General features: G+C 41.4%; 19 protein-coding genes and 1 pseudogene. 8 read left to right on the forward strand and 12 right to left on the reverse strand.

Translation table 11 applies throughout. The annotated features are described in order from the left end of the window. Nucleotides 1-162: 162 nt before the first annotated feature. On the reverse strand, nt 163-699 hold the full coding sequence (locus G1O98_RS04855; protein WP_163927535.1) for a nucleotidyltransferase family protein: 537 nt from the start codon (nt 697-699) through the stop codon (nt 163-165). Between the two features lie 195 nt (nt 700-894). Here G1O98_RS04855 and G1O98_RS04860 point away from each other — a divergent pair, with 195 nt between their 5' ends. The 3 genes from G1O98_RS04860 (at nt 895) to cobO (ending at nt 3,756) form a co-directional block, all read left to right on the forward strand. Beyond that, entirely contained in the window at nt 895-2,163 is a 1,269-nt protein-coding gene (locus G1O98_RS04860; protein WP_163927536.1) for a plasmid pRiA4b ORF-3 family protein, read from the forward strand. Between the two features lie 127 nt (nt 2,164-2,290). After that, nucleotides 2,291-2,743: a GFA family protein gene (locus G1O98_RS04865; RefSeq protein WP_114081832.1), complete on the forward strand. Its 453-nt coding sequence runs from the start codon at nt 2,291-2,293 to the stop codon at nt 2,741-2,743. 335 nt (nt 2,744-3,078) lie between these two features. Continuing rightward, a complete protein-coding gene (gene cobO, locus G1O98_RS04870; RefSeq protein WP_012410434.1) occupies nt 3,079-3,756 on the forward strand; it encodes a cob(I)yrinic acid a,c-diamide adenosyltransferase in 678 nt (225 codons plus the stop codon). A gap of 8 nt (nt 3,757-3,764) precedes the next feature. On the opposite strand, the gene G1O98_RS04875 is transcribed toward cobO, so the two are convergent. From G1O98_RS04875 to G1O98_RS04890, 4 genes are all read right to left on the reverse strand, one after another. After that, nucleotides 3,765-4,475, reverse strand: coding sequence for a hypothetical protein (locus G1O98_RS04875; RefSeq protein ID WP_163927537.1), 711 nt, complete (start codon nt 4,473-4,475; stop codon nt 3,765-3,767). Nucleotides 4,476-5,146: 671 nt separating this feature from the next. Beyond that, nucleotides 5,147-6,130, reverse strand: a complete 984-nt coding sequence (locus G1O98_RS04880; protein WP_163927538.1) for an RNA polymerase sigma factor, RpoD/SigA family — start codon at nt 6,128-6,130, stop codon at nt 5,147-5,149. A gap of 598 nt (nt 6,131-6,728) precedes the next feature. Next, nucleotides 6,729-8,459 carry an ATP-binding protein gene (locus G1O98_RS04885; RefSeq protein ID WP_114081999.1) on the reverse strand — a complete coding sequence of 577 codons (1,731 nt, stop codon included), beginning with the start codon at nt 8,457-8,459 and terminating at the stop codon, nt 6,729-6,731. A gap of 156 nt (nt 8,460-8,615) precedes the next feature. Next, nucleotides 8,616-9,407: a glutathione S-transferase family protein gene (locus G1O98_RS04890; protein ID WP_163927539.1), complete on the reverse strand. Its 792-nt coding sequence runs from the start codon at nt 9,405-9,407 to the stop codon at nt 8,616-8,618. 346 nt (nt 9,408-9,753) lie between these two features. On the opposite strand from G1O98_RS04890, the gene G1O98_RS04895 reads away from it, so the two are divergent. After that, nucleotides 9,754-10,584, forward strand: a complete 831-nt coding sequence (locus tag G1O98_RS04895) for a fasciclin domain-containing protein (protein ID WP_163927540.1) — start codon at nt 9,754-9,756, stop codon at nt 10,582-10,584. A 159-nt stretch (nt 10,585-10,743) separates the two neighbouring features. On the opposite strand, the gene G1O98_RS04900 is transcribed toward G1O98_RS04895, so the two are convergent. Both G1O98_RS04900 and hemL read right to left on the reverse strand, forming a co-directional pair. Further along, nucleotides 10,744-11,622 (reverse strand): polysaccharide deacetylase family protein, encoded by an 879-nt coding sequence (locus G1O98_RS04900; protein ID WP_163927541.1) that lies wholly within the window; start codon nt 11,620-11,622, stop codon nt 10,744-10,746. A 639-nt stretch (nt 11,623-12,261) separates the two neighbouring features. Continuing rightward, nucleotides 12,262-13,560 carry a glutamate-1-semialdehyde 2,1-aminomutase gene (gene hemL / locus G1O98_RS04905; RefSeq protein ID WP_163927542.1) on the reverse strand — a complete coding sequence of 433 codons (1,299 nt, stop codon included), beginning with the start codon at nt 13,558-13,560 and terminating at the stop codon, nt 12,262-12,264. 106 nt (nt 13,561-13,666) lie between these two features. Here hemL and G1O98_RS04910 point away from each other — a divergent pair, with 106 nt between their 5' ends. Both G1O98_RS04910 and hisIE read left to right on the forward strand, forming a co-directional pair. Next, on the forward strand, nt 13,667-13,855 hold the full coding sequence (locus tag G1O98_RS04910) for a ChaB family protein (RefSeq protein ID WP_012410442.1): 189 nt from the start codon (nt 13,667-13,669) through the stop codon (nt 13,853-13,855). Nucleotides 13,856-13,956: 101 nt separating this feature from the next. Beyond that, entirely contained in the window at nt 13,957-14,607 is a 651-nt protein-coding gene (gene hisIE / locus G1O98_RS04915) for a bifunctional phosphoribosyl-AMP cyclohydrolase/phosphoribosyl-ATP diphosphatase HisIE (protein ID WP_163927543.1), read from the forward strand. A gap of 27 nt (nt 14,608-14,634) precedes the next feature. Here the strand turns inward: hisIE and G1O98_RS04920 are convergent, their stop codons facing one another. Both G1O98_RS04920 and G1O98_RS04925 read right to left on the reverse strand, forming a co-directional pair. Next, nucleotides 14,635-15,906 (reverse strand): MFS transporter, encoded by a 1,272-nt coding sequence (locus G1O98_RS04920; protein ID WP_163927544.1) that lies wholly within the window; start codon nt 15,904-15,906, stop codon nt 14,635-14,637. 143 nt (nt 15,907-16,049) lie between these two features. Then, on the reverse strand, nt 16,050-16,508 hold the full coding sequence (locus G1O98_RS04925) for a hypothetical protein (RefSeq protein WP_163927545.1): 459 nt from the start codon (nt 16,506-16,508) through the stop codon (nt 16,050-16,052). Here G1O98_RS04925 and G1O98_RS04930 point away from each other — a divergent pair. After that, nucleotides 16,507-16,698: pseudogene (locus tag G1O98_RS04930) on the forward strand (DUF2811 domain-containing protein); the annotation flags it as partial. The gene G1O98_RS04925 and the pseudogene G1O98_RS04930 sit on opposite strands and share 2 nt — an antisense overlap. 658 nt (nt 16,699-17,356) lie before the next feature. Here the strand turns inward: G1O98_RS04930 and G1O98_RS04935 are convergent. Further along, nucleotides 17,357-18,076 (reverse strand): response regulator transcription factor, encoded by a 720-nt coding sequence (locus G1O98_RS04935; RefSeq protein ID WP_041565535.1) that lies wholly within the window; start codon nt 18,074-18,076, stop codon nt 17,357-17,359. Between the two features lie 622 nt (nt 18,077-18,698). Between G1O98_RS04935 and G1O98_RS04940 the strand changes: the two genes are divergently transcribed. Further along, a complete protein-coding gene (locus G1O98_RS04940) occupies nt 18,699-19,328 on the forward strand; it encodes a CPP1-like family protein (RefSeq protein WP_163927547.1) in 630 nt (209 codons plus the stop codon). A gap of 147 nt (nt 19,329-19,475) precedes the next feature. Here G1O98_RS04940 and G1O98_RS04945 read toward each other — a convergent pair whose 3' ends face one another. Together G1O98_RS04945 and hppD are read right to left on the reverse strand one after the other, a co-directional pair. After that, nucleotides 19,476-20,168 (reverse strand): HAD family hydrolase, encoded by a 693-nt coding sequence (locus tag G1O98_RS04945; protein WP_163927548.1) that lies wholly within the window; start codon nt 20,166-20,168, stop codon nt 19,476-19,478. Between the two features lie 103 nt (nt 20,169-20,271). Then, nucleotides 20,272-21,348 (reverse strand): 4-hydroxyphenylpyruvate dioxygenase, encoded by a 1,077-nt coding sequence (gene hppD / locus G1O98_RS04950; protein ID WP_163927549.1) that lies wholly within the window; start codon nt 21,346-21,348, stop codon nt 20,272-20,274. Nucleotides 21,349-21,359: the final 11 nt, after the last annotated feature.

Consider the following 21,359-nt stretch of genomic DNA (forward strand, 5'->3'; position numbering starts at 1 on the left):
CTATAAACTTACAAAATTAGTACTACCCCCCGTCTTCTCGTACAAGGGGTTCTACTTTAATTATTCCCAGTGGTAGAAAATTATTAACATTGTGATTCCGTATTCAAGGGTTATAAATTGAAACGCGATTATTCCCTTGTAACGGAAAAGCTACTCTAACTTTTACGCCAAACGCAGATTAGGACACTTCTGCAAGAATCCAGATGCCTTATTGTGGGCATCTATATTATGAGTATGTGCTGGTGTAGGTCGAATAATGCCATCAAACAGGTCATCCAATCCGTAGGGAGTGAAAAATTGCCATTGGCGTTGTGTATCTAGTCGAACTCCGACAGCAGTAGCGGTGTGCAGCCACTCCGTAATGGCATCTTCTGTACTAGTGTAGGGTCTGCTACCAAGCCGCCAACGAGCAAAACTGGCTTGATTTTTGACATCAAACTCGTTATGAGGAAATTGTTCTGTGAGAGTCGCCTTTGCTGCTAGTTCCTGAGAACGGTTCCCTTCTATATCAAAGAATGCAATATCAAAATCTTTAATACCTAACCCACAGTCATTCCCAAAAATCGAAGACCAAACAGTGTTTCGGACTGCACCACCGGCTAACCACCAGTTAGGTAGATTTAGTTGAGCGATCGCAGGTAATACTGTATCAATAGGTGTATCAGCTAAAATCATCTGTAGACGAGTGTTACTGTTCATATCAAACTCTTGGGATTGTCAACTAGAAGGTGAAAATATTATCATTCACATCTCATTAAGCTTACGGTCTTGATAGACCTACTATGACACTTATAGGGTTAAGGTTTATTAGGATAATTTCAGTAGTTATAGTATAAAGAGAACAAGATTACACAGAAGGTTAAATTGTGAATTGAGAATTTATAATTTTTATTTATGGAAGATTTATTTGCGCGGCTAGAACGCACACTCAATCCTGAACTACCTTCCTTAACAGAGTCACAACAACAACTCCTGCAAGAACTCAGTATTGATGAAAATCAACCCGGTACAATTTTGCGTGATTTTCAAACTCTGATAGATTTATTACAACCGAATGGAGTGGAAGTTAGTAGTGTTAATAATCTTCTACCACTGAAAGTACTATCAGAATTGAATTCTCTGTTAAGTCACCCAATAGAAACTAAACTCAAACGCCCCGTACAGAAATCATACCCTTACATTAATGGACTATATCTGTTATTACGCAGTTCTGGGATAGCCCAAATTAGATCCCAAGGGAAAAAGCAGATTTTAGTTTTAGACGCAGCAACTTTGCAATCATGGTCAAACCTCAATCCAACAGAACGCTATTTCAATTTATTAGAAGCCTGGTTGATTTGGGGAAATAACGAAATCATAGGTGAACATCAAGATTCATTGGGTAATTTATTTCGATGTATTCAACTTTGGCCCCGCGTCCCAGATAAAGGTTTAAAATTCCCTAAATATGAACACCAACACGATATTAGTTATTATCCTGGGTTGCATAATGTTGCCCTGTTAGAGTTATTTGGATTTTTATCTATTAAACATGGCAAGCCAACAGAAGGCAAAGGATGGCGCATTACTAGTTTAGAACGCCTGCCATTTGGTGATGCTATGTTGCAACTACTATTTCCACTAGGTATACGAGCAGAATTACAGGATGAGGTCAATGTAACTTTTGGAAAGTTGCAGTCACATTTTCAACCATTTTTTCCAGAATGGGAGCATAATTTACTTGTTCCCAAGCAAGGTTTTACTGACGGGATTTATATTTTTAAAGTGTCCCTTTTTAAGGCTTGGCGGCGCATTGCCATACCAGCCAAAAAACCATTAAGCTGGTTAGCAGAGACAATTCTTGATGCTTTTGACTTTGATTACGATCACCTGTACGAGTTTAGTTATAAAGACCATTTTGGTCGCATCATAAAAATCGGTCATGCCTATATGGAAACACCCCCATTTGCCGACCAAGTGCAGATTGGTGATGTGTCTCTAGAACCGGGTGATAAAATGACCTATCTTTATGATTTTGGTGATAACTGGAAATTTGATGTGCAGTTAGAAGCAATTAATCCACCTGATAACAAAATCAAAAAACCAAAAATTTTAGAAGTTCACAGAAATGCCCCTCAACAGTATTGGAGTGAGGATGATGAATCAGATGAAGATGAAAGATAAAGAGAATTTAAGGAATCACAGAGAATTGTGTTCACAAGTCTTCTGTTTGTGTCTACTAAAACCCACTCTAAGATTGAGATAGTTTTAGTTACAATAAAGCAACACAAATTGTCAGGAGATAAAACTTGTGATTCCATATACTGGAGGTTGTCAATGTGGACAGATTCGTTATGAAATTCATGCCCAACCTTTAACCCTTTATCTATGCCACTGCAAGGAATGTCAAAAACAATCGTCTAGTGCCTTTGGTATGTCTCTTACAGTACTACGAGATGCTGTTGTAATTGTTCAGGGAAAACCGAAAGCTTGGACTCGGAAAAATGATAGCGGACGTGAAGTAAATAACCTATTCTGTGGCGACTGCGGAACGCGATTGTTCCATGAACGAACTTATAAAACCGATACTATTAATGTCAAAGCTGGAACCTTAGATGATACAAGTTGGTTACGCCCAGTAGGTAACATTTGGACACGCAGCGCCCAGTCATGGGTGATAATTTCAGATCAATTGCTCAACTATGATGGGCAACCAGAGGATACGCAGCCTTTATGGGAAAAATGGAAACAACAACATCCATAAATCTTCTGATATTAGACATCATAGCTTCTGACACTTAAAACATCTAACTCATGATTTTACTAAATGAGATAATAAGAAATTTTTATTGTTAAAATGCTTTAATGAACATATTAAATTATTTAAAACAGTAATAGTAAACTCAAATTATAAGTTCAGTTTGTGTATCATAGATATTTCCACTTGTCTGCAAATCATTAATAAAGCTAACATACTATTAATATTTCACATGAAAACTTACTGGACATTTCCAATCAAGTGATTTAAGTGAAATTGGATAAGTAAGAAGATTTTGGTTCATTCCCAACACTTTTAACAGTTATTTCTAGACAAGCTTAATGAAAAACGATACACCACAAGAATTAAACCAAGATCAAGAAATTGGGCGCTTGATTGATGAGGTAATGTCTTCATCTCTGACTGATGAACAGTACCGCAAAAAAATGCAGCGACGCAAAGAAGTGCAAGACAAGCGCATAGCAGAAGCTGTACCAGAAAAAGGGTTAATTATTGTAAATACTGGTAATGGTAAAGGTAAAACCACTGCGGCTTTGGGGATGGTGTTACGATCGCTAGGTCACGGCTATAAAGTAGCGATCGTCCAATTTATCAAGGGAAGCTGGGAACCTTCAGAAAAAAGGGTTTTCAGCTATTGGGAAGACCAAATAGAATTTCATGCAATGGGTGAAGGCTTCACTTGGGAAACTCAAGACCGCGATCGCGATCTTGACAAAGCTAGTGCCGCCTGGGAAAAATCATTAGAATATATTCGCAACCCAGACTTTCATCTGGTGTTGTTGGACGAAATTAACATCGCTCTCAAAATGGCTTACTTACCATTAGAGGACGTTTTGGCGGGTTTGGCGCAAAAACCAGCTAACAAGCACGTTATTCTCACAGGTAGAGGCGCACCAGCAGGTTTAATTGAGCGTGCTGACCTCGTAACCGAAATGACCTTAATTAAGCACCCTTTCCGCGATCAAGGCGTGAAAGCGCAACCAGGAATTGAGTATTAACTTAATGATTATTTGCACATTTGCAACGTGCGGCGATCGCTAGCTGTGATGGAATTTAATTGATAAAAGTCTTGCAGAGCCACTGAGTAAGGATAACTGCTGAACTCATCTTCACTGACTTTAGGTAGTTGACTGTTTGCAGCTACCTGATTTGACCGAGGAGTACTGGCTTCATTTGACGAACTATTGACCGTCATTGCCAACTCTCCTGACTTGTTGAGCGTACCTTGAAAACAATTAAATTCTGATTGGGGCATATACAATGCACCAGTTATCTTATCCTGCTGCTTTTGAAATATGATGTAACCTTGACCAAGCTGGTTTGATTTTGGCGATTGACCATAGAGATAAACCCCATCCTTGACAGGAAAATTCACTTTTGGTAAACCTTCTGCACCTTTTGTAGCTCCCTGAGAATCTGGAACCAGCGCTGTGGTTTTAGGGAGTGTTTTTCCGCTCTGATGTACAAAAATCCCTCTCTCTCCAGCAGATGCTCTCAGCTGACTTCTCTGCTCTCTAACTTTTCTGAGCTGCGACAAAAGGGAGTTTTCGGAGGTTGTGGTTTTTTGTTGAATCTGAGCCGATGATAATGGAGAATCTGTAACCGGTACGACTTGAGTCTGCTTGCCTATAAAGCCCAAACCGAGAAGTAAGCCTAAGCCCGCTAGGGAAATTCCCCACTGGCGGGGAGATAAGAACTGATAAAGGTTGTTAAGCACCCTACTTCTCCTGTTAAAAAATCAACTAAGTTCTTTAGAACTTACTTAAACTATAACCAAGTCTTAATTGCCAAAGACTTTGTTAACGACTTATATTACTATTGTCCAAAAAAGAAAACTGTCAAAAACCAAAGTTTTTATTTAATCTAGCCCAACAATCTTAGATTACCACCAGTTAAGGGAAGTAGAGCGGCGTAAACAATTAAAGGTTTGTAGTGTTCGCGCAGCGTCTCGTTGGCGTAGCCTCTCGTTGGCGTAGCCTCTCGTTGGCGTAGCCTCTCGTTGGCGTAGCCTCTCGAAGAGAAGAGAAGAGAAGAGAAGAGAAGAGAGGGCTTGAGCCCGTCAAATAGGACTAAACCTTTTACTACAAACTAATGTTAATTAACTTTACATTAATTAACATTAGTTTGAGTTATTTTTCATCCAATAGATTCATCTCGTTGGGTGAAGTTAATCAGAAATTAAATCCTTTCAATCAATATGGATTTCGTAGTACCTTGTTTTTTACTTTTTAATAAATAAAAATACTGATAGTATTTTCTCGGATTTGTCGCCGTAGAAACACAGCCTCAGATCCAAATATTTTTCCTGGCTATCAGTATAAAAAAATAGCCCCCTGAATTCAGGAGGCTCATCATGCTCTAGAGACGCGGGATTTCGCGTCTCCATCTTTAACTAGCAACGTATTCTTGGACATTGGCGCGACGGCGACGCAGATGAGCCAAAGCTTGATGCTCTAACTGGCGGACACGTTCGCGGCTGAGATTCAATCTCTCACCCACTTTCGCCAATGACATTTCGTTACCATCTTCTAAACCAAAGCGTAGAGCTAAAACTTCTCGCTGTTGCGGGGTTAGTTCTGCTAGTAGGTTGTTCAAATCTTGGCGTAAGAATTCCTGGTTGGTGTAATACTCTGGTGATGGCCCGCCATCTTCGAGCATTTCTTGCAACTCAGTATCCTGGTTATCGCCAACTTTAACATCCAAAGAAACTGGTTGACGCGCCATGTTCAGGTACTCGCGGATCTGAGCAGGTTCTAGTTCCAGTTCTTTGGCAATTTCAGCTGGAGTGGGCGATCGCCCCAAGCTTTGAGCCAACTCACGCTGTACTTTCTTGATTTTGTTCAGTTTTTCGGTAATGTGGATCGGCAACCGGATAGTACGTCCTTGTTGAGCGATCGCACGGGTAATAGCTTGGCGAATCCACCAGTAAGCGTAAGTCGAGAACTTATAACCCCTCATTGGGTCAAATTTCTCCACACCCCGCTCTAATCCTAGTGTTCCTTCCTGAATTAAATCCAGAAATTCCATATTTCGCTTTTGATATTTTTTCGCAATAGCAACGACTAAGCGTAAATTCGCTTCGATCATTTTTTGCTTTGCTCGCTTACCTTGCGCTACCGTTTGTTGTACTTCAGTTTCCGATTGTTGAACCACGTCAGCCCACTCTGACATCTCCGGTTCGCGGTGCAGTTTCTTTGCCAAAACCTCTTTGGCATCGATGAGCGTCATCATTTGTTGAACCTGCTTCCCATATACAATCTCTTGTTCACGGGTTAGCAGTGGTACACGGCCAATTTCTCGCAGATAGGTTCGCACCATATCAGCCGTGAATCTGGTGTTGAGATTTTCCGTTTGGGTATTGACAGTAGGCATTGGTGCGTTGTCCTCTACTCCGTAAATAAAATGTATGTTTTCTTACTAAAATGGATGGATAAAAGTAGTAAATCTATCACGAAATATCAGGAGCTACTAAAAACAATTATCAATTGATATAGACGTTTTTAAGACGTTAAGCCCCTAAGATAGGTTCCCCTACCTTCCCTAAATTTTCAATCTCTTATTAGCACACTGGTTATTTTTGAGAATTCTTACTTTAGGTAGTTACTGAGAGTAACTAGCAAATCCGAAGTCGGTATGAGTTTCACTTAGTTTTATAGTACGATAAATCAGGCAGATAGTAAAGTATCTTAAGATAAAACTTTCAATTATAATCCAAAATTGGTCGTTTGGAAAAAAATTTAGGCTTCCTTGAAATTACTGACTATATCTATAGTGACCCCAAAAACCCCTCTTCTGTTGCCAAAAAGTAGCCGGATAACCGAACTTAATTTCTTGTGAGAATGGAGGGATGTTACGAATTGGGAATTGGGAGTTGGTCGCTAAGGGATTAATCTTGATGTAGATTAAATCAGTGACTTCCCGTAGGGTAGGACAAATGACCAATGACCAATGACCAATGACAAATAACTATTTAAAATCCCAGGTCAGCTTTGGCGAGTTCAGCAGCTGCGAATACTTCCGCGTCAGGTTTTTCTTCCCACGCTGGCTCACCAATTTCTTCGTAAAAAGTTGCGTCGTAAGGACGGGTACGTACTACTACGGGCATGGGTACGGCATGACCCAAAATTAAAGCTTGTTGTTTAGAGTCTAACTTTGCCAGTACCGATCGCAGTCCGCTACCACCAGATACACCCGTAAAAATCGCGTCAATGTCTTTTTCGTCATTAAGCAAAGCGGTAATGCGAGTTCCAATCTGGGACATAACTTCATTATCTATGCCTGATGGACGTTGATCAACTACCAAAAGTGTGACAAAATACTTCCGCAACTCACGGGCAATAGTCCCAAAGATAGTACTTTGTACGATAGCCGGGTCAAGAAAACGGTGTGCCTCTTCAATGGTAATCATCAACGGAGTGGGGCGATCGCAAGGGTTTTTGCTTTGCAGGAATTTATCTGCTTTTTTGACGTAATGCTCATGGATACGTCGGGTGATCATGTTCGTCACCAACATATAAGAGAGCATATTAGACTGGGAACCAAATTCTATCACAACATTCTTCCCAGATTCCAGACATTGGACAATTTTACTAATGTAATTCTGGGGACAAACTGCTCGCATATACTTCAAGCTGTCCATCCGCAAGAGTTTGCGCTGTAATGCCATAATCGAGCCTTTGTGTCCGCGCTTCTCGTCGCAGAACATCTCGATTTCTTCGTTAGTCATGTTTAGCAATTGGACAATCCAAGACTTGCCAAACTCACTATATAGAATATTGGCGTTATCTAGGGCTGCGTCAGATAGCCCTAAATCTCGACTACATAACTTAATATCTTCAACTTCTATTTGCTCGTAACTCAAATAAAGTTCTTGAGCATCACGCACACCCCGGCGCTTTGTCGATTCGGGGTCAAGGGTATAAACTTCTACCTTACTTGGAAAAAGTTGCTTTAATCCCTTAACTGTATTGACGTTCTTTCCTTCTGCGACAGCTTCCCAGCCATACTCAGAGTGCATATCAAAAATCAAATTTACTGCCGCATTTTTACGGATAACGCCAGCTAAAAGTAGCCGAGTTAGAAAGGATTTACCAGTACCAGATTTCCCAAAAACCCCATTACTCCGTTCCACGAAGCGGTTTAAATCGATACAAACGGGCACATCCATATCCAAAGGTTTCCCTATGGAAAAATTTCGCCTTTGGGGGTCATCTTCCCAACCAAACACGCGGCGAAAGTCGTCAACACTGGCTTCGTAAACTTGACTAAAGTGGCTAGGAATAGTTTTAACAGGCAACAATTCCATCGTCGTGCTGGTTTGTGGCACAAAGGAAGCTAAACCCGTTACTGATGGGATAAAGGGATTTGCCGATTTGCCGTTTGTTGGGGAGAAAGATTCTTCCGCTTCGGGAGTGAACATCAACATCGGTGCGAGGTTGATAGTACCATAAGTACCACTTCCGGCTAAAACATCCCGTAAAAAAGTGTCTTCCCAACTGGGGGGATTAGCAATAATTCGGGCATTAGCAGCTCCTAATGCTACATCTGTCAGCATACAAAAAAAGCGCGATCGCATCCCTTGCACAACAAGAAACTTACCAACCCGCATATCTTCCACAGAAATGTCAGGATGCAATCGTACTTCTAAACCTTCAGTTAGAGAACCTTGAATAACCGAACCTAATGGCTGTCCCGAATTCATCTGATTAGTCATTTGTCATTTGTCATTGGTCATTAGTCATTGGTCATTTGTCACTAGTTATTAATTATTCTCCCTAATCTCCCTAATCTCCATGTCCCATACCCAATTCCCAATGCCCAATTCCTAACCCAATGCCCAATGCCCAATACCCATTCCCTAATCAATCTGAATCGAAGTTGGCGCACCCCCTGCTGAAGTGGTACTAATTAATGGTTTACGGAATTGGGCGTAAATGCGATCGCGCCAGGTAAAGAATGGTTCATAATCTATATTCTCTGAAAAGATTGGCAATCCTTTTCCTCTAATAGAAGCTGGTAAATCCAAATAGGGACCAGGGGGAAACTTGAGTAATATCGATAAGCCAGCCACTGCTAAGTCAGCTAAAGTCGGCTCATCTCCAGTTAAATAAGGACTATCTGCCAATAATAACGTTAGCGCTTCCAAGTCTTGTTTTAAAGATGCGATCGCTGACTGAATCACATCTGGACTATAACCTACTCCAAAACCCAACACTGTCAGTAAGTCAGTAGGTACTCCTCCAACCAGACTTTTAAATATATCTGGTGTTGAGGTGGGTAATAAAGACTTGCGGAAATTTTGATCTTGACTTACAGCTGCAAATAGCGCTTTCCTACCTTTGATGCCTATAGATTCATCCGCCCATTCTTCTATCAATAAAGTTAAACCCCGTTTTTTGGGATCTTGGGGTATTATGGGGCGATCGGGATACTCTAAGTCTAAATACTTAGCTATTTCCGTAGAATCCGCAATATATTTATTACGATCCTTTAATACTGGGACTTGTTTCTGACCAGTCAGCCGGAACAGTTCTACTTGTCCAATCCCAGGCGTAACTTCTATTTTGCGGTAATCTAGTCCTTTAAAATCTAGAATTAGGCGCACTTTCTCTGAGTATTGAGATAGTTCCCATTGGTATAATTCCAGCATGTCGTATACCTGATAACTGGTCAACTTCTTAAACTTTACAATTGTATCTTTAGTTAAAGTAATTTTTCTTTACATTAGTTGCTCTTCATACTCTTTTAGAGTTGAGGCTACACCAAGTGAGGCTTTTTAACTCTTTATCAGTGTGACTGAGAAAATATACTCATTACATAAAATATGTGGTAGATATATTTCATACCGATCAGCTTAATCCGAGGTTATATATTTTACCTCGCTAGCAAAAACTCTTCTGAGGAAAAATTTTACTTCCCTCTTTGGTTAGATTTTGTGCATAGCAAAATGTTATAAATCTTTATGTAATGTATGGACAAAAAGACAAACAAAATTTATGAAGACAAATAACAGCAAACTGCTGACCACGTTGGCAGGCATAGCAGGATTCACTAGTTTAAGCCTTCTCATTACTTTACCATCTGAAGCCAAAGAGGTACTAAATCCTAACCCCAGTATTTTCAGCGAAGCTCCCTATAATAAGGGTCAACGCCTTCAAGTAAACGCTCAATACACACCTACCGAGGCTGCTTCCGAAACACAAAAGGGCAATACCAAGCGCAAACAAGTAGCGCAGAAAGGTAGTGTAACAAATCCCAGACCCAGTATTTTCAACGAGCCTCCTTATAACCGTGGTGGTAGCGCTACACCTATTGAACCAAAACCCCCCACACCAGGTACTACCCCACAAACTCAACCTGGTGAGAAACCTACTACAACTCCACCAGGCCCAGGGGCAAGTGACAATCGAGGCAAAAACCTGTTAGCGTTGGCAGAGTCAAACGCTTCTTTTACAACCTTAACCAAGGCTTTGAAAGCAGCAGGGTTGACTGGAGCTTTGCAAGGCAAAGATAACTTAACTATTTTTGCACCCACTGATGCCGCTTTTGCTAAGTTGCCAGCAGATGCTTTGCAAGAATTGTTAAACCCAGCTAACAAGGAAGTATTGCTCAAGATTTTAACTTACCATGTAGTACCTGGTAAGGTATTGTCCACTGATTTAAAATCTGGTGAAGTTAAAAGCCTTGAAGGTGGCGCAATCAACGTTAAGGTTGATCCTTCTACTGGTGTAACTGTCAATGATGCTAAGGTTACACAAGCAGATATCACCGGCAGCAACGGTGTAATCCACGCAATTGATCAGGTAATTTTGCCTCCTGACTTGTAGCTTGTAGGTATTAGTACAATCAGTAACAGAATTAGGTAGAAATAAAGTATTAATACATAAAAATTCCGTTCAATGTTGATTTTGGACGGTTTTTTTGTATTGTAATAACGGTGAGCTAAATTGGCAACCCTACCTAATGGTTTTGCTTTTGTTCTGTAATCAGCTTTTGCTCCTATCTTGCATTTCTAAAAGTTCAGGGATAGTAACAAAGCTATAGCCCTGTTTCCGAAAGTTGGCAATAATTTCTGGTAAAGCTTGTACAGTTTTAGAGCGATTACCACCACCATCATGCATCAGCACAATTCCACCTGGCTTGGCTCTTCTGAACACATTATTAATTAACTTTGGTACAGCAGGACGTGAGTAGTCAATAGAGTCAGATGACCAGAGGATGATGGCATATTTGCTATTTCTAGCGTAATCAGCCACTCCATTGTGCATGATTCCCCCTGGTGGTCGAAATAGATTTGTTTTAATTCCTGTCACTTGATAAATCTGGTCTGCTGTATGGTCAATTTCATAAGCGGCTGCTTGTGGATTCAAAAACTGATACCAGTGATGCCAAGTATGATTACCAATTACGTGACCTTCAGCAATTTCTCGCTTCAGTAAGCCTGGATAATTTTTCACATTCTGCCCAATGACAAAAAATGTCCCTTTGATTTGATTTTGTTTGAGAATATCTAGTACCTGGGCAGTGCTTTCAGGCCATGGCCCATCATCAAAGGTGAGAGCAATTACTTTCTGTTGGGGACTAAGTTTCGCCGCACTAACTATTGCTCCTTGAAAGCTTGGTGGCACACCATAGGAAAGACCCTTTATTTGTGCTTGTTGCTGCCAAATTTTAAGCATCGTTGCTTTTAATTCTTCAATCTGCTGTTGGGCCCCAACTTTGGCTGGTAGCTTGTTTACATTTATATTTTCTGTACTTTTGGCCTCAGATGATCTTGACTTGATAAACATCATCGTGGTGGTACTCAAGACAAGCAAAGCTATTAATATTTTTTGCACACCAAAAAATGATTTATTGTCCTCCACTTCATAGCTCCTTCAAGGGTAGAACCAATTTTTTCACAATACTTCTGGCATTTTTTACACTCTTATAAGCCTAGTCATGCAAACTACAGCATGATTAGTAATATCTTTTAAAGTTAGCTCTAACCCTGACTCCGAAAAAATGCCTTACTCTACGGATATCTAAATATCTATAAACAAAACCCTTACCAGGAAGGTGAGAGCCTTATTGTGCCTTAATTTTCGTAGACTACGAGATGTGAAGGGAATTTAGATAACTATAAAAGGCAATTAATTTGCCTTGTTAACATGAATATACTTAATGCAGTTTAAATATTACATACTACATTGACAAAGCTATTACGAAATTATGACAAAGGTGTGACCTTATTTGAGTGATAACGGTACAGTACAGACCCGTTAAAAAATTTCTTTGCTCCCCTACTATACAAGATGAGTCAACAGCATTGGCTGATGAAAGTTCTGCAAATAAGGCTTTAGATTCAGCACTCTTGAATGACCAAGAGGGCAAAACAAGGGTATTAAAGTAAGGATTCATTTTTGTGGGGCGGGCAAGATTACCTACCCCGCAAAATGGTAGACAATATCCCCACCCCACAAGAGGTAACTGGATACTTGTTTATTTGGGAATCCCTTAACAGCTTACAGACTAGACATTACATCCCGTGCAATTGCTAAAGTTTGATCGATGTCTTCTTCTGTGTGAGCAAAAGATGTAAACCCAGCTTCAAATTGAGAGGGTGCTAGGTAAACACCACGTTCTAACATACCCCGATGGAAGCGTCCGAATTTGGCTGTATCAGACTTTTTCGCATCTTCGTAGTTATGAACTGGGCCAGATGTAAAGAATAAGCCAAACATCGCGCTTATTTGACCGCCGCAAGCTGCATGACCAGTTTCTTGAGCAATTTGTAGCAAACCATCTGCTAGCTTTTTAGTAATCCGCTCAAGATAATCGTAAGTACCTGGCTTTTGCAGCAATTCTAAAGTCTTAATACCAGCAGTCATCGCCAAGGGATTACCAGAAAGAGTCCCAGCTTGATATACGGGGCCAGCAGGGGCAACCATTGACATAATATCTCGGCGACCGCCATAAGCTCCTACTGGCAAACCACCACCAATAACCTTGCCCAAGGTTGTTAAATCGGGGGTAACGCCAAATTTTTCTTGAGCCCCACCGTAAGCAATGCGGAAGCCTGTCATCACTTCGTCAAATACCAATAAGGCTCCATACTCGTGAGTGAGTTCTCGTAATCCTTCTAAGAAACCTGCGTCGGGTGCAATAAATCCAGCATTACCAACAACTGGTTCAAGAATAACGCCAGCAATCTCGTCGCGGTTTTCTTCAAACAAAGCTTTGACGGATTCTAGGTCATTGTAAGGTGCGGTTAGAGTAGTGCTAGTTGCCGCTTTCGGAACTCCTGGTGAGTCTGGTAAGCCAAGTGTGGCAACACCAGAACCTGCCTTCACGAGAAAGGTATCGGCGTGTCCGTGGTAACAACCTTCAAACTTGATGATTTTGTCTCGGTTGGTGAAAGCCCGCATCAGCCGCAAAACTCCCATACAGGCTTCAGTTCCAGAGTTAACAAATCTGACCATTTCGATGCTGGGAACGGCATCGATGACCATTTCTGCCAAAACATTTTCTAGAGTTGAGGGAGCGCCGAAACTGGTACCTTTTTCTAAAGCTTCATGCAACGCTGCAATTACTTCTGGATGAGCATGACCGCAAATAGCTGGGCCCCAAGTACCTACATAGTCTATATATTGGTTGCCATCTACATCCCAAATATATGCGCCTTTAACACGATCAAAAACGATGGGTTGTCCACCTACAGATTTAAAGGCACGAACTGGAGAACTGACTCCTCCGGGCATGAGGTTTTGAGCAGCGGCGAAGACCTCTTGTGATTTTGTTGTTTTAATTGTGGTATTTACCAAGGTTCTCTCCTAACAGTGGACAATAAAAAGCTCTATCTCAGGATAGGGTTAAAAATTGCTTAGAATTTCTATCCTATAGAATTAACTGAACCAAAAAAATAACAATATGTTATACAAGTCCAACAAAGACTTGCCTCTAGATATTCAAACTCGATTATCTGAAGCATACCAGGATCTTTACCGAGCAGCTTTTAACTCGGCCATCCATTGGTATGGTGAGGCATCAAAAGCTCATAAAGTTGCTTTAAGTGCTGTAAAAATGCAGTCTGCAATGGAACACAATGCTCTTGTTTAGAGCTAGATAAGATAGTTAAATTCAAAAAAACATACCAGTTGCTCTATTCAGAATGGTATCGTGAATCCATAAGTTATTCTCATTAGAGCAAACTAGCTGGTATGTCTTCTAACGATTTGCGATCGCTACATTACGCCATCCCTGTTGAAAAAATTCACTACGATGAACGGGGTTTAGTGCCTGCAATTGTCCAAGATTATTTGGATGGTACTGTCCTAATGATGGCGTGGATGAATCAGGAGTCGTTACAAAAAACTTTAGAAACTGAAGAAACTTGGTTTTGGAGCCGTTCCCGGCAAGAATTATGGCACAAGGGGGCGACTTCTGGACACATTCAAAAAGTGCAAAGCATTCGTTATGACTGTGATAGTGATGCGCTACTCATAGGTGTAGAGCAATTAGGAGATGTTGCTTGCCATACTGGAGAACGCAGTTGCTTTCACCAAATAGAAGGGAATATTGTCCCACCACCAGGAGATACGTTGTCGCAATTGTTTCAAATAATATGCGATCGCCGCGACAATCCGACAGAAAGTTCTTATACCTGTAAGTTATTCGCAGGTGGCGATAACAAAATTTTGAAAAAGATCGGTGAGGAAACCGCCGAGGTGGTAATGGCTTTTAAGGATGATGAAGCAGATGCGATCGCAGGTGAAGTGGCTGATTTGCTATATCATACTTTGGTTGCCTTAGCTCATCATAAAGTTGATTTAAAATCGGTATATCGTAAGTTGCAAGAACGTCGCCAATGAGGAGGATAGGCGCATATCTGTGCGCCCTTACTCAGCTAAAATTCGATTCAGGTATTGTAAAATCGCTACAGCGATCGCCACACTTAAGATAAAGCATAGCCAGAAAGTATTGGTAATAATTTGCGGTTGATCTAATGCCCATCCACCCAAGGGATGACCAATAAAAGACCCAATCGCCCAACACACAGCATTGACGGAGAAATAAACGCCACGTTGATTTTCCGGGGCTAACTCAGTCACTAAAGAGGCGGCAGATGGAGTATAAGAAACAATTGCAACTGCAAATACTCCCAACGCCAATGCTACCCAAGCTAAATTATAAGATGGGGCAGTACCACTTACCCAAATAAGTCCAAAACCAACTCCCCAAAGAATGGCGGAAGCGGTGAGTGCCAGTGTGTGAGAACAACGTTTTAAGAAACTGGTGACAGGCAACTGACAAATGATAGCTAGCACCAGATGCCAAGCAAATAGAACGCTAATAGTAGTTTGAGCAAATCCTTCGGTAGTACTTTTGATAACAAAGTTTTTGAAGTAAAGCGGCAGGGTACTATGGATTTGAGAAATATAGATTGTAAAGAATATATTAACTGCGATGTAGACCAGGAAACGGCGATCGCTTAATACTGCCATCCAAGAAGCAAAATGTGCTGTCTTTTCAGATTCCCCTATCTGCTGTTGTTCGGTTTTACTAATTCCCGCATAGACAACCCCAAAAAACATCAGAAAAGAGATGGCATCAATGATAAATAGCCATCGATAACTCCCAATTACGGCGATCAACAACCCAGCAAGCATAATTCCGATCGCTAACCCCAGATTATCAGCCAGTCGTGCGATCGCAAAAGTTTCGCGGCGATTGTCAATCTCGCTAGCGTCAGCCACAACAGCTTCAGCCGCCGGCCAATAGAAACCTATACCTAAACCGCTAATCAAGCTACCAATTACCAAAATAGTAAAATCATTGGTTGTAGCTAAAACCAGAGAAGCAATTGCTGAAATCGCCGTCGCTAACAACAAAGTGCGGCGGCGACCCCAGTGTTCAGAATCAGCCAAAGAACCACCTACAATCCTCCCGACAATGCCGGAAATCGAGGCGCTACCCAAGGCTACCCCAACACTGGTTGCAGATAAACCAACTTCATTCACAAAAAAAATGGGGGCGTAAAACACGGTACAGCCGGTTCCAACTTCCGAGAGAAATCTACCTATTGCAAAAATCCAGACTTGAGGATGTATTGAGGGCAGCCACGATGATAGCTGAGATTGAGAAGCTAATTTCATGAGTTTAGATGTCATAGTTTGGTGACATTTTTGTAATTCTTATCATTGGCTGCGATTTTTCTCACTCATTCCACAGGGTTTCCACAGGGATTTTAGCAGTTTTCCACAGGTTCACTACGAACTAATGGGCTTCTTACCCTCTGGCTGGGGATTGTTAATTAACAGTGGCGAATAACTTCAAGGACTGAGTTTTTATAAAGTAAAGTAACGAAAAATAGGCTATAATGCTTATTCTCTCGTTCGCATTTATTTTTTATACATTCATTTTTAACATTTCGCAGCATTGACAAACCCACCCCCTCTTGGCGCACAATGATTCGGCTTGCTTTTGTAATTCCTTCAACCGTTGGCATCAAATGTGTAAAATATATTACCTGAGATGTGGGCGTAGATTGTCGGGATGGCAAAAGAGTGGTGAGGTAGTTCGGTCTTCTCCCAAAGGGAGAGGCTAGCGCCTTCGTGGAGCGTCTCGTAGAGAAGGGGGTTTCCCCTCTTGAGTTACTACCGTTCGCCCTTGGCGTGCCGGAGGCATCACCCGTAAGGGTGAGGAAGCCATAAGCCGCTTCACCGCAAGCAACTTGTCCCTCTTGATTATCCTCATAGGAGGAAAATCTCATGAAATCAACGGTTAGCATCTTTACAGAAATTCCCGAAACACTCCACGAATCCTTAAAAAACTACTTAGAAACCCATCCTGATTGGGATGAAAATAGGGTATTGACGGCGGCACTATCATTGTTTTTACTCCAAAATGGAGATAGCGATCGCCGGGCTGCCCGAGTCTATCTGGAAACTTTATTCCACCACTCCTCAGTAGGAACGCCCAGTATCGATTCACCCGCAACAGCTAATCTATTAGATACTCCATAAGTACGGGCGTTATTCTCGCTCATACTCTAATGTGGGCACGGGAAACCGTGCCCCATAAATGGGATTTGATCCAATAGCGATTAAGCATATCGGGGCAATATTGCAATAAAAAGGATCAGTAGATTCTGCTCTATAAGCTTGCTCAAAACTATACGCAGCAAGGGCAATTCATTAATTGCTCTTACTGCGTATAGGTATTTTTGCATTAGTGTCAACTTAGAGCCTGGGCAAGAAAAAACAAGGGGCTTAAGCTCCTTGTAATTAAACCTGCAAAGGCAGGTAAAGTTCCGTGTAGATGCGGTTTCTAAGCGCCGATTTCAGGTTAAATTGACAAGCTATGCGCCCCTAAAAACTTCACCTAAGCACATATTTGCCAAAACAGTCAGATCCAAAGAAATATTTTTGAGTGGACTTTCTTTACTGTCCACTGTCTTAAACTGATAAACCAATATTTCAAATAACTGTCTGACCAGTATTTGAGCAATTCTATCTATGTTTAATTGTCTAAATTTGTCTTTTACTAAAGCTAAACAAATTCACTAATCACTACTCCAAGAGTCAACAGTCAAGAGTTAAAAAACTCTAGACTATAGACTCAGGACTTGGCTTCCAAATGTTGGGGGTGAGCAGGAGATTCAAACTTATACCCTACGCCACGTACAGTTTGAATTAATGCTGGCTGACTAGCATCAATTTCAATCTTCTTGCGAATTTGACCAATATGTACATCTACAACCCGTTGGTCGCCGACATATTCATAGTCCCACACCTCTTGGATTAGTTCTGCCCGTCGCCAAACTCGACCTGGATGACTTGCTAAAAAATGCAACAAGTCAAATTCCAGCGCAGTTAAGGGTACTGCTTGGTTATTAAGTGCTACCTCCCGTCGCACCGGATCAATCATCAGTTTTTCAAATACCAAGCGTTTCTGCTCGGCAGTGGTTATCACTCGCTGCCGTCTCAAAATCGCTCCGACTCTGACTTCTAGCTCTCCCAACCCAAAAGGCTTGGTGAGATAGTCGTCAGCACCTTTGGCAAAGCCGCGAATTTTGTCAGCTTCGTCAGCACGGCTAGTCAACATCAGAACAAAAACACCATTACGACTTTGCATCTCTTGGCAAAGGTTAAACCCCGTTACATCTGGTAGATTCACGTCTAGAATCACCAAATCAGGGTTAAATTGCTCAAATAGAGCTAAGGCTGTCTTTCCATCTTCGGCAGCCTCCACCTGATAGTTCTGTTTAATCAAAAAGCGTTGGATTAAATTCCGAACCGCAGGATCGTCGTCAACTACAAGAATCTTGGCAGGAGCCATGACCATTACTTTGCACAAAAATTCGTAAGATTAACAAGAGGGTTGCGTAAAAACGCAGTTACCACTTTGGGACTAACTAAGAATCTACATGGCTACGGTATGGGAATCCCGATCATTCACAAATAAATACTGTAATCAGAAATGTGGGCGATGAAAACGCGAAACTTCTGTTAGCCACAGTAGATAGGCGCTCTGACTTTAGCCGTAATACTTCTAGTTAGATGGCAACTTAAAACGTTTCAATTTTAAATCGATATGCGGATATATACCACAAGCGATTATTCAGTATAATTAAAAAAATTCTATTAGGGCACAGTAATTTTGCCAAATTGAAAGCAGTAAAGTGAATTTTTTCATAAAAACTCTGGATTTTAGGTACTCTCCGTTCAAATTCTAGATTAAAGCCAGAATTAAGCAACGACATGAGGGTATACACGGAGTTATAGCGATATGTTAAAGTGACTATAGTTGAAATTACAAAGTCAATCAAACTAACCCGTGCTACTATCCTGGTAGGGCATAAAAGTAGGTCGAGACTTTAGTTTCGATTAAAACAAAACCTAAAACTGTTTTTTATTCGACAAAAGACTGCCGCTGACTGAGGCTGAAGTAACAAACTCCCATGAGCGATCAAAATCCCTACGAAAAACTTGGGGTATCAGAAGAGGCTAGCTTCGATGAAATTCAGGATGCTCGTAATCGCCTATTCGAGCAACATAGTGGCGATTCCAAGCATTTAGAAGTAATTGAAGCGGCTTACGATGCGATTTTAATGGATCGCTTACGGATGCGCCAGGAAGGTAAAATTAAAGTTCCTGAGCGCATCCGTTTTCCAGAGTTGCGAGTGCAATCACCTCCTAAAGAAAGTCCAACGCCTCGTGAGCAGTCACCTGCATGGCTGCAACGGATGCTGGATCAGCCAACACCTGCGGATATACTTTTACCAGGAGCTTGGTTTCTTGGTTTGAGTTCTATCAGCTTGTTTTACCCAGAGGGAGGCGAGCAGATTTTGCAGTTAGCATTGGTGGTTGGGGTAGGCACCAGTATTTACTTTCTCAATCGCAAGGAAGGCAAATTTGGCCGAGCAGTTTTGTTTACCCTGATAAGTTTAATCATTGGCTTAATCGCTGGGGGACTAGTTGCTAGCTGGCTCTTACCACAAATATCATCATTCACCAATCTGGGAACGAATCAGTTCTCTACTGTAGTAACGTTTATATTGTTGTGGTTGGTTAGTAGTTTTCTACGGTAAACCACTAGCTGCAAGCAAATTTCCATAAAGAATACATGGTTTATGTGTGTTCTTCTCAAATATCTAGAGTTAGGAGTCAGAATATGTATTCTGACTCCTGCTTTAATTTGTACGATTAATTCAATCTGTGAGAGCTACAGAGCCTTTCTAGACAAGGTGTTTGGGTTTTAAGACTAAATCTACAGCAGCGCTGAAATCTTTAACGATTAAGTCGGGGTGGTAAAGTTCCAATTGGGTGCGATCGCGGATACCACATTCCACAGCCATCACCTTAATATCATAATTTTTAGCTGCGGTAATGTCGGCTTCCGTATCTCCCACCATCCAGGTATCAGTAACCGAAGGCAGTTCTTTCAATGCCCTAGCCATTAACAAGGGCTTATCTTCAATATCACGAGTTTTAACGTAGTCGTTACTCAGGCAATAACAACGATTTTCCGGGAAGAATCTCCCTAAATCGTGTTTTTTAAAAGCATAATCTAGTTCTCGAACTCGGCGCATCGTCATAACTGCCAAATCAATTCCAGCTTCTTGAATTTTTAACAGTGCATCCACAGCACCAGGCGCGAGAGTGTCATAGTTGAAATAAGCTTCTGTATGCACAGTTTGCCGCCGCAACTGGGCAAATTCTTGGGCTTGGGCTTCGTCTAAACCGGAATTTAAGGCAATTTGTTTTTCGGGAACGCGCGATCGCTTTAACTGCCAAAATTCCGCTTTCGGAAGTTCTTGCACTACTTGATCTGGGCGACGGGTTTTCTCTAAACAAAATTGATAAACACGGTAGTATCGTTCGGAAACATCAATAATTGGGCCGTCGAAGTCAGTAATCAGTCTTAGCATCGGCGGAAAAAGTTAATTTTTATTAAAATTATCTCAGATGTATGGCTATTTTTTGAGGGTATCAAGTCTGGCTGAATTTCAATTGATATTTTGTACTCAGCCATTATTGCAGGGTACCACGTTTGATTTGTTCGCTTTCAATGGCTTCAAATAAGGCGCGAAAGTTACCTTCGCCAAAACCTTGAGCTTGGAAACGGCGTTCAATAAACTCAAAGAAAAATGTTGGCTGTTCAAAAATAGGCTGGGTGAAAATTTGCAGTAGTAGGGGTGCAGTTTGTTGTGTCTCTACGGGAGTATATTCTTGCCAGTCCACGAGAATTTCTTGTTGAGCGATCGCTTCTAGTTCTAGAGGTGATAGGGTGAGTCCTGAACGCTGTTTTAGCTGTGAATAGTAGGTTTGGGGAACTGAGAGCAAAGGTAAACCACTGGCACGAAATTTAGCGATCGCACTCACCAGATTAGTTGTCCGTAAGGCAATATGTTGAATACCTGGCCCCCGATTAACATCTAAAAATTCTTGAATTTGGGAATTTTTGGAAGCTGGTTCATTAATTGGCAGTTGGACACTGCCGTTATGTGAAACCATCACCTGGCTGTGTAAAGCAGAACGATTGGTTTTAATTTTAAATGCTTGCTGGGGTTGGAAATCTAGGATTTTTTCGTACCAAGCGACAGCACGATCCAATTCACCAACTGCCACGTTTAACACAATGTGATCTATAGCAGCAAAAGTGTTGTCATTTGTCATTTGTCCTTTGTCAAAAACCAATGACGAATGACTGCTGACAAATGACCTTTCTATTAATGTATGAGTCAGTCCACCCCAGGCGGCAATTTTGCCACACTTGAGAAAAGCCCTACCTACCTGGCGTTCTTGGATGGGTTGTAAGATTGTAGCACCATGTTTTTGAGCTTGTGCGATCGCAGCTTCTACATCTTCCACAGCAAAAGCGACATCTGCTACACCAGGTGGATATTTACGCAAAAACTCCGCTACTGGACTTGTAGGTAACAGTGGTGAAGATAGAAAAAAGCAGACAGCTCCACTTTTCACCACTTCTGTACAAGTGTGAAACGAACTGCTGCGATCGGCTACTGATTGAAAACCAAGGTGGTGTACAAACCAATCCCGCCAAATTTTGGCATCTTCTACATAGAAATGAACGTGATCAATTTTCATAGATATTGAAA

The organism is Nostoc sp. UIC 10630 (assembly GCF_010747425.1).
In the GTDB taxonomy this organism is placed as follows: domain Bacteria; phylum Cyanobacteriota; class Cyanobacteriia; order Cyanobacteriales; family Nostocaceae; genus Nostoc.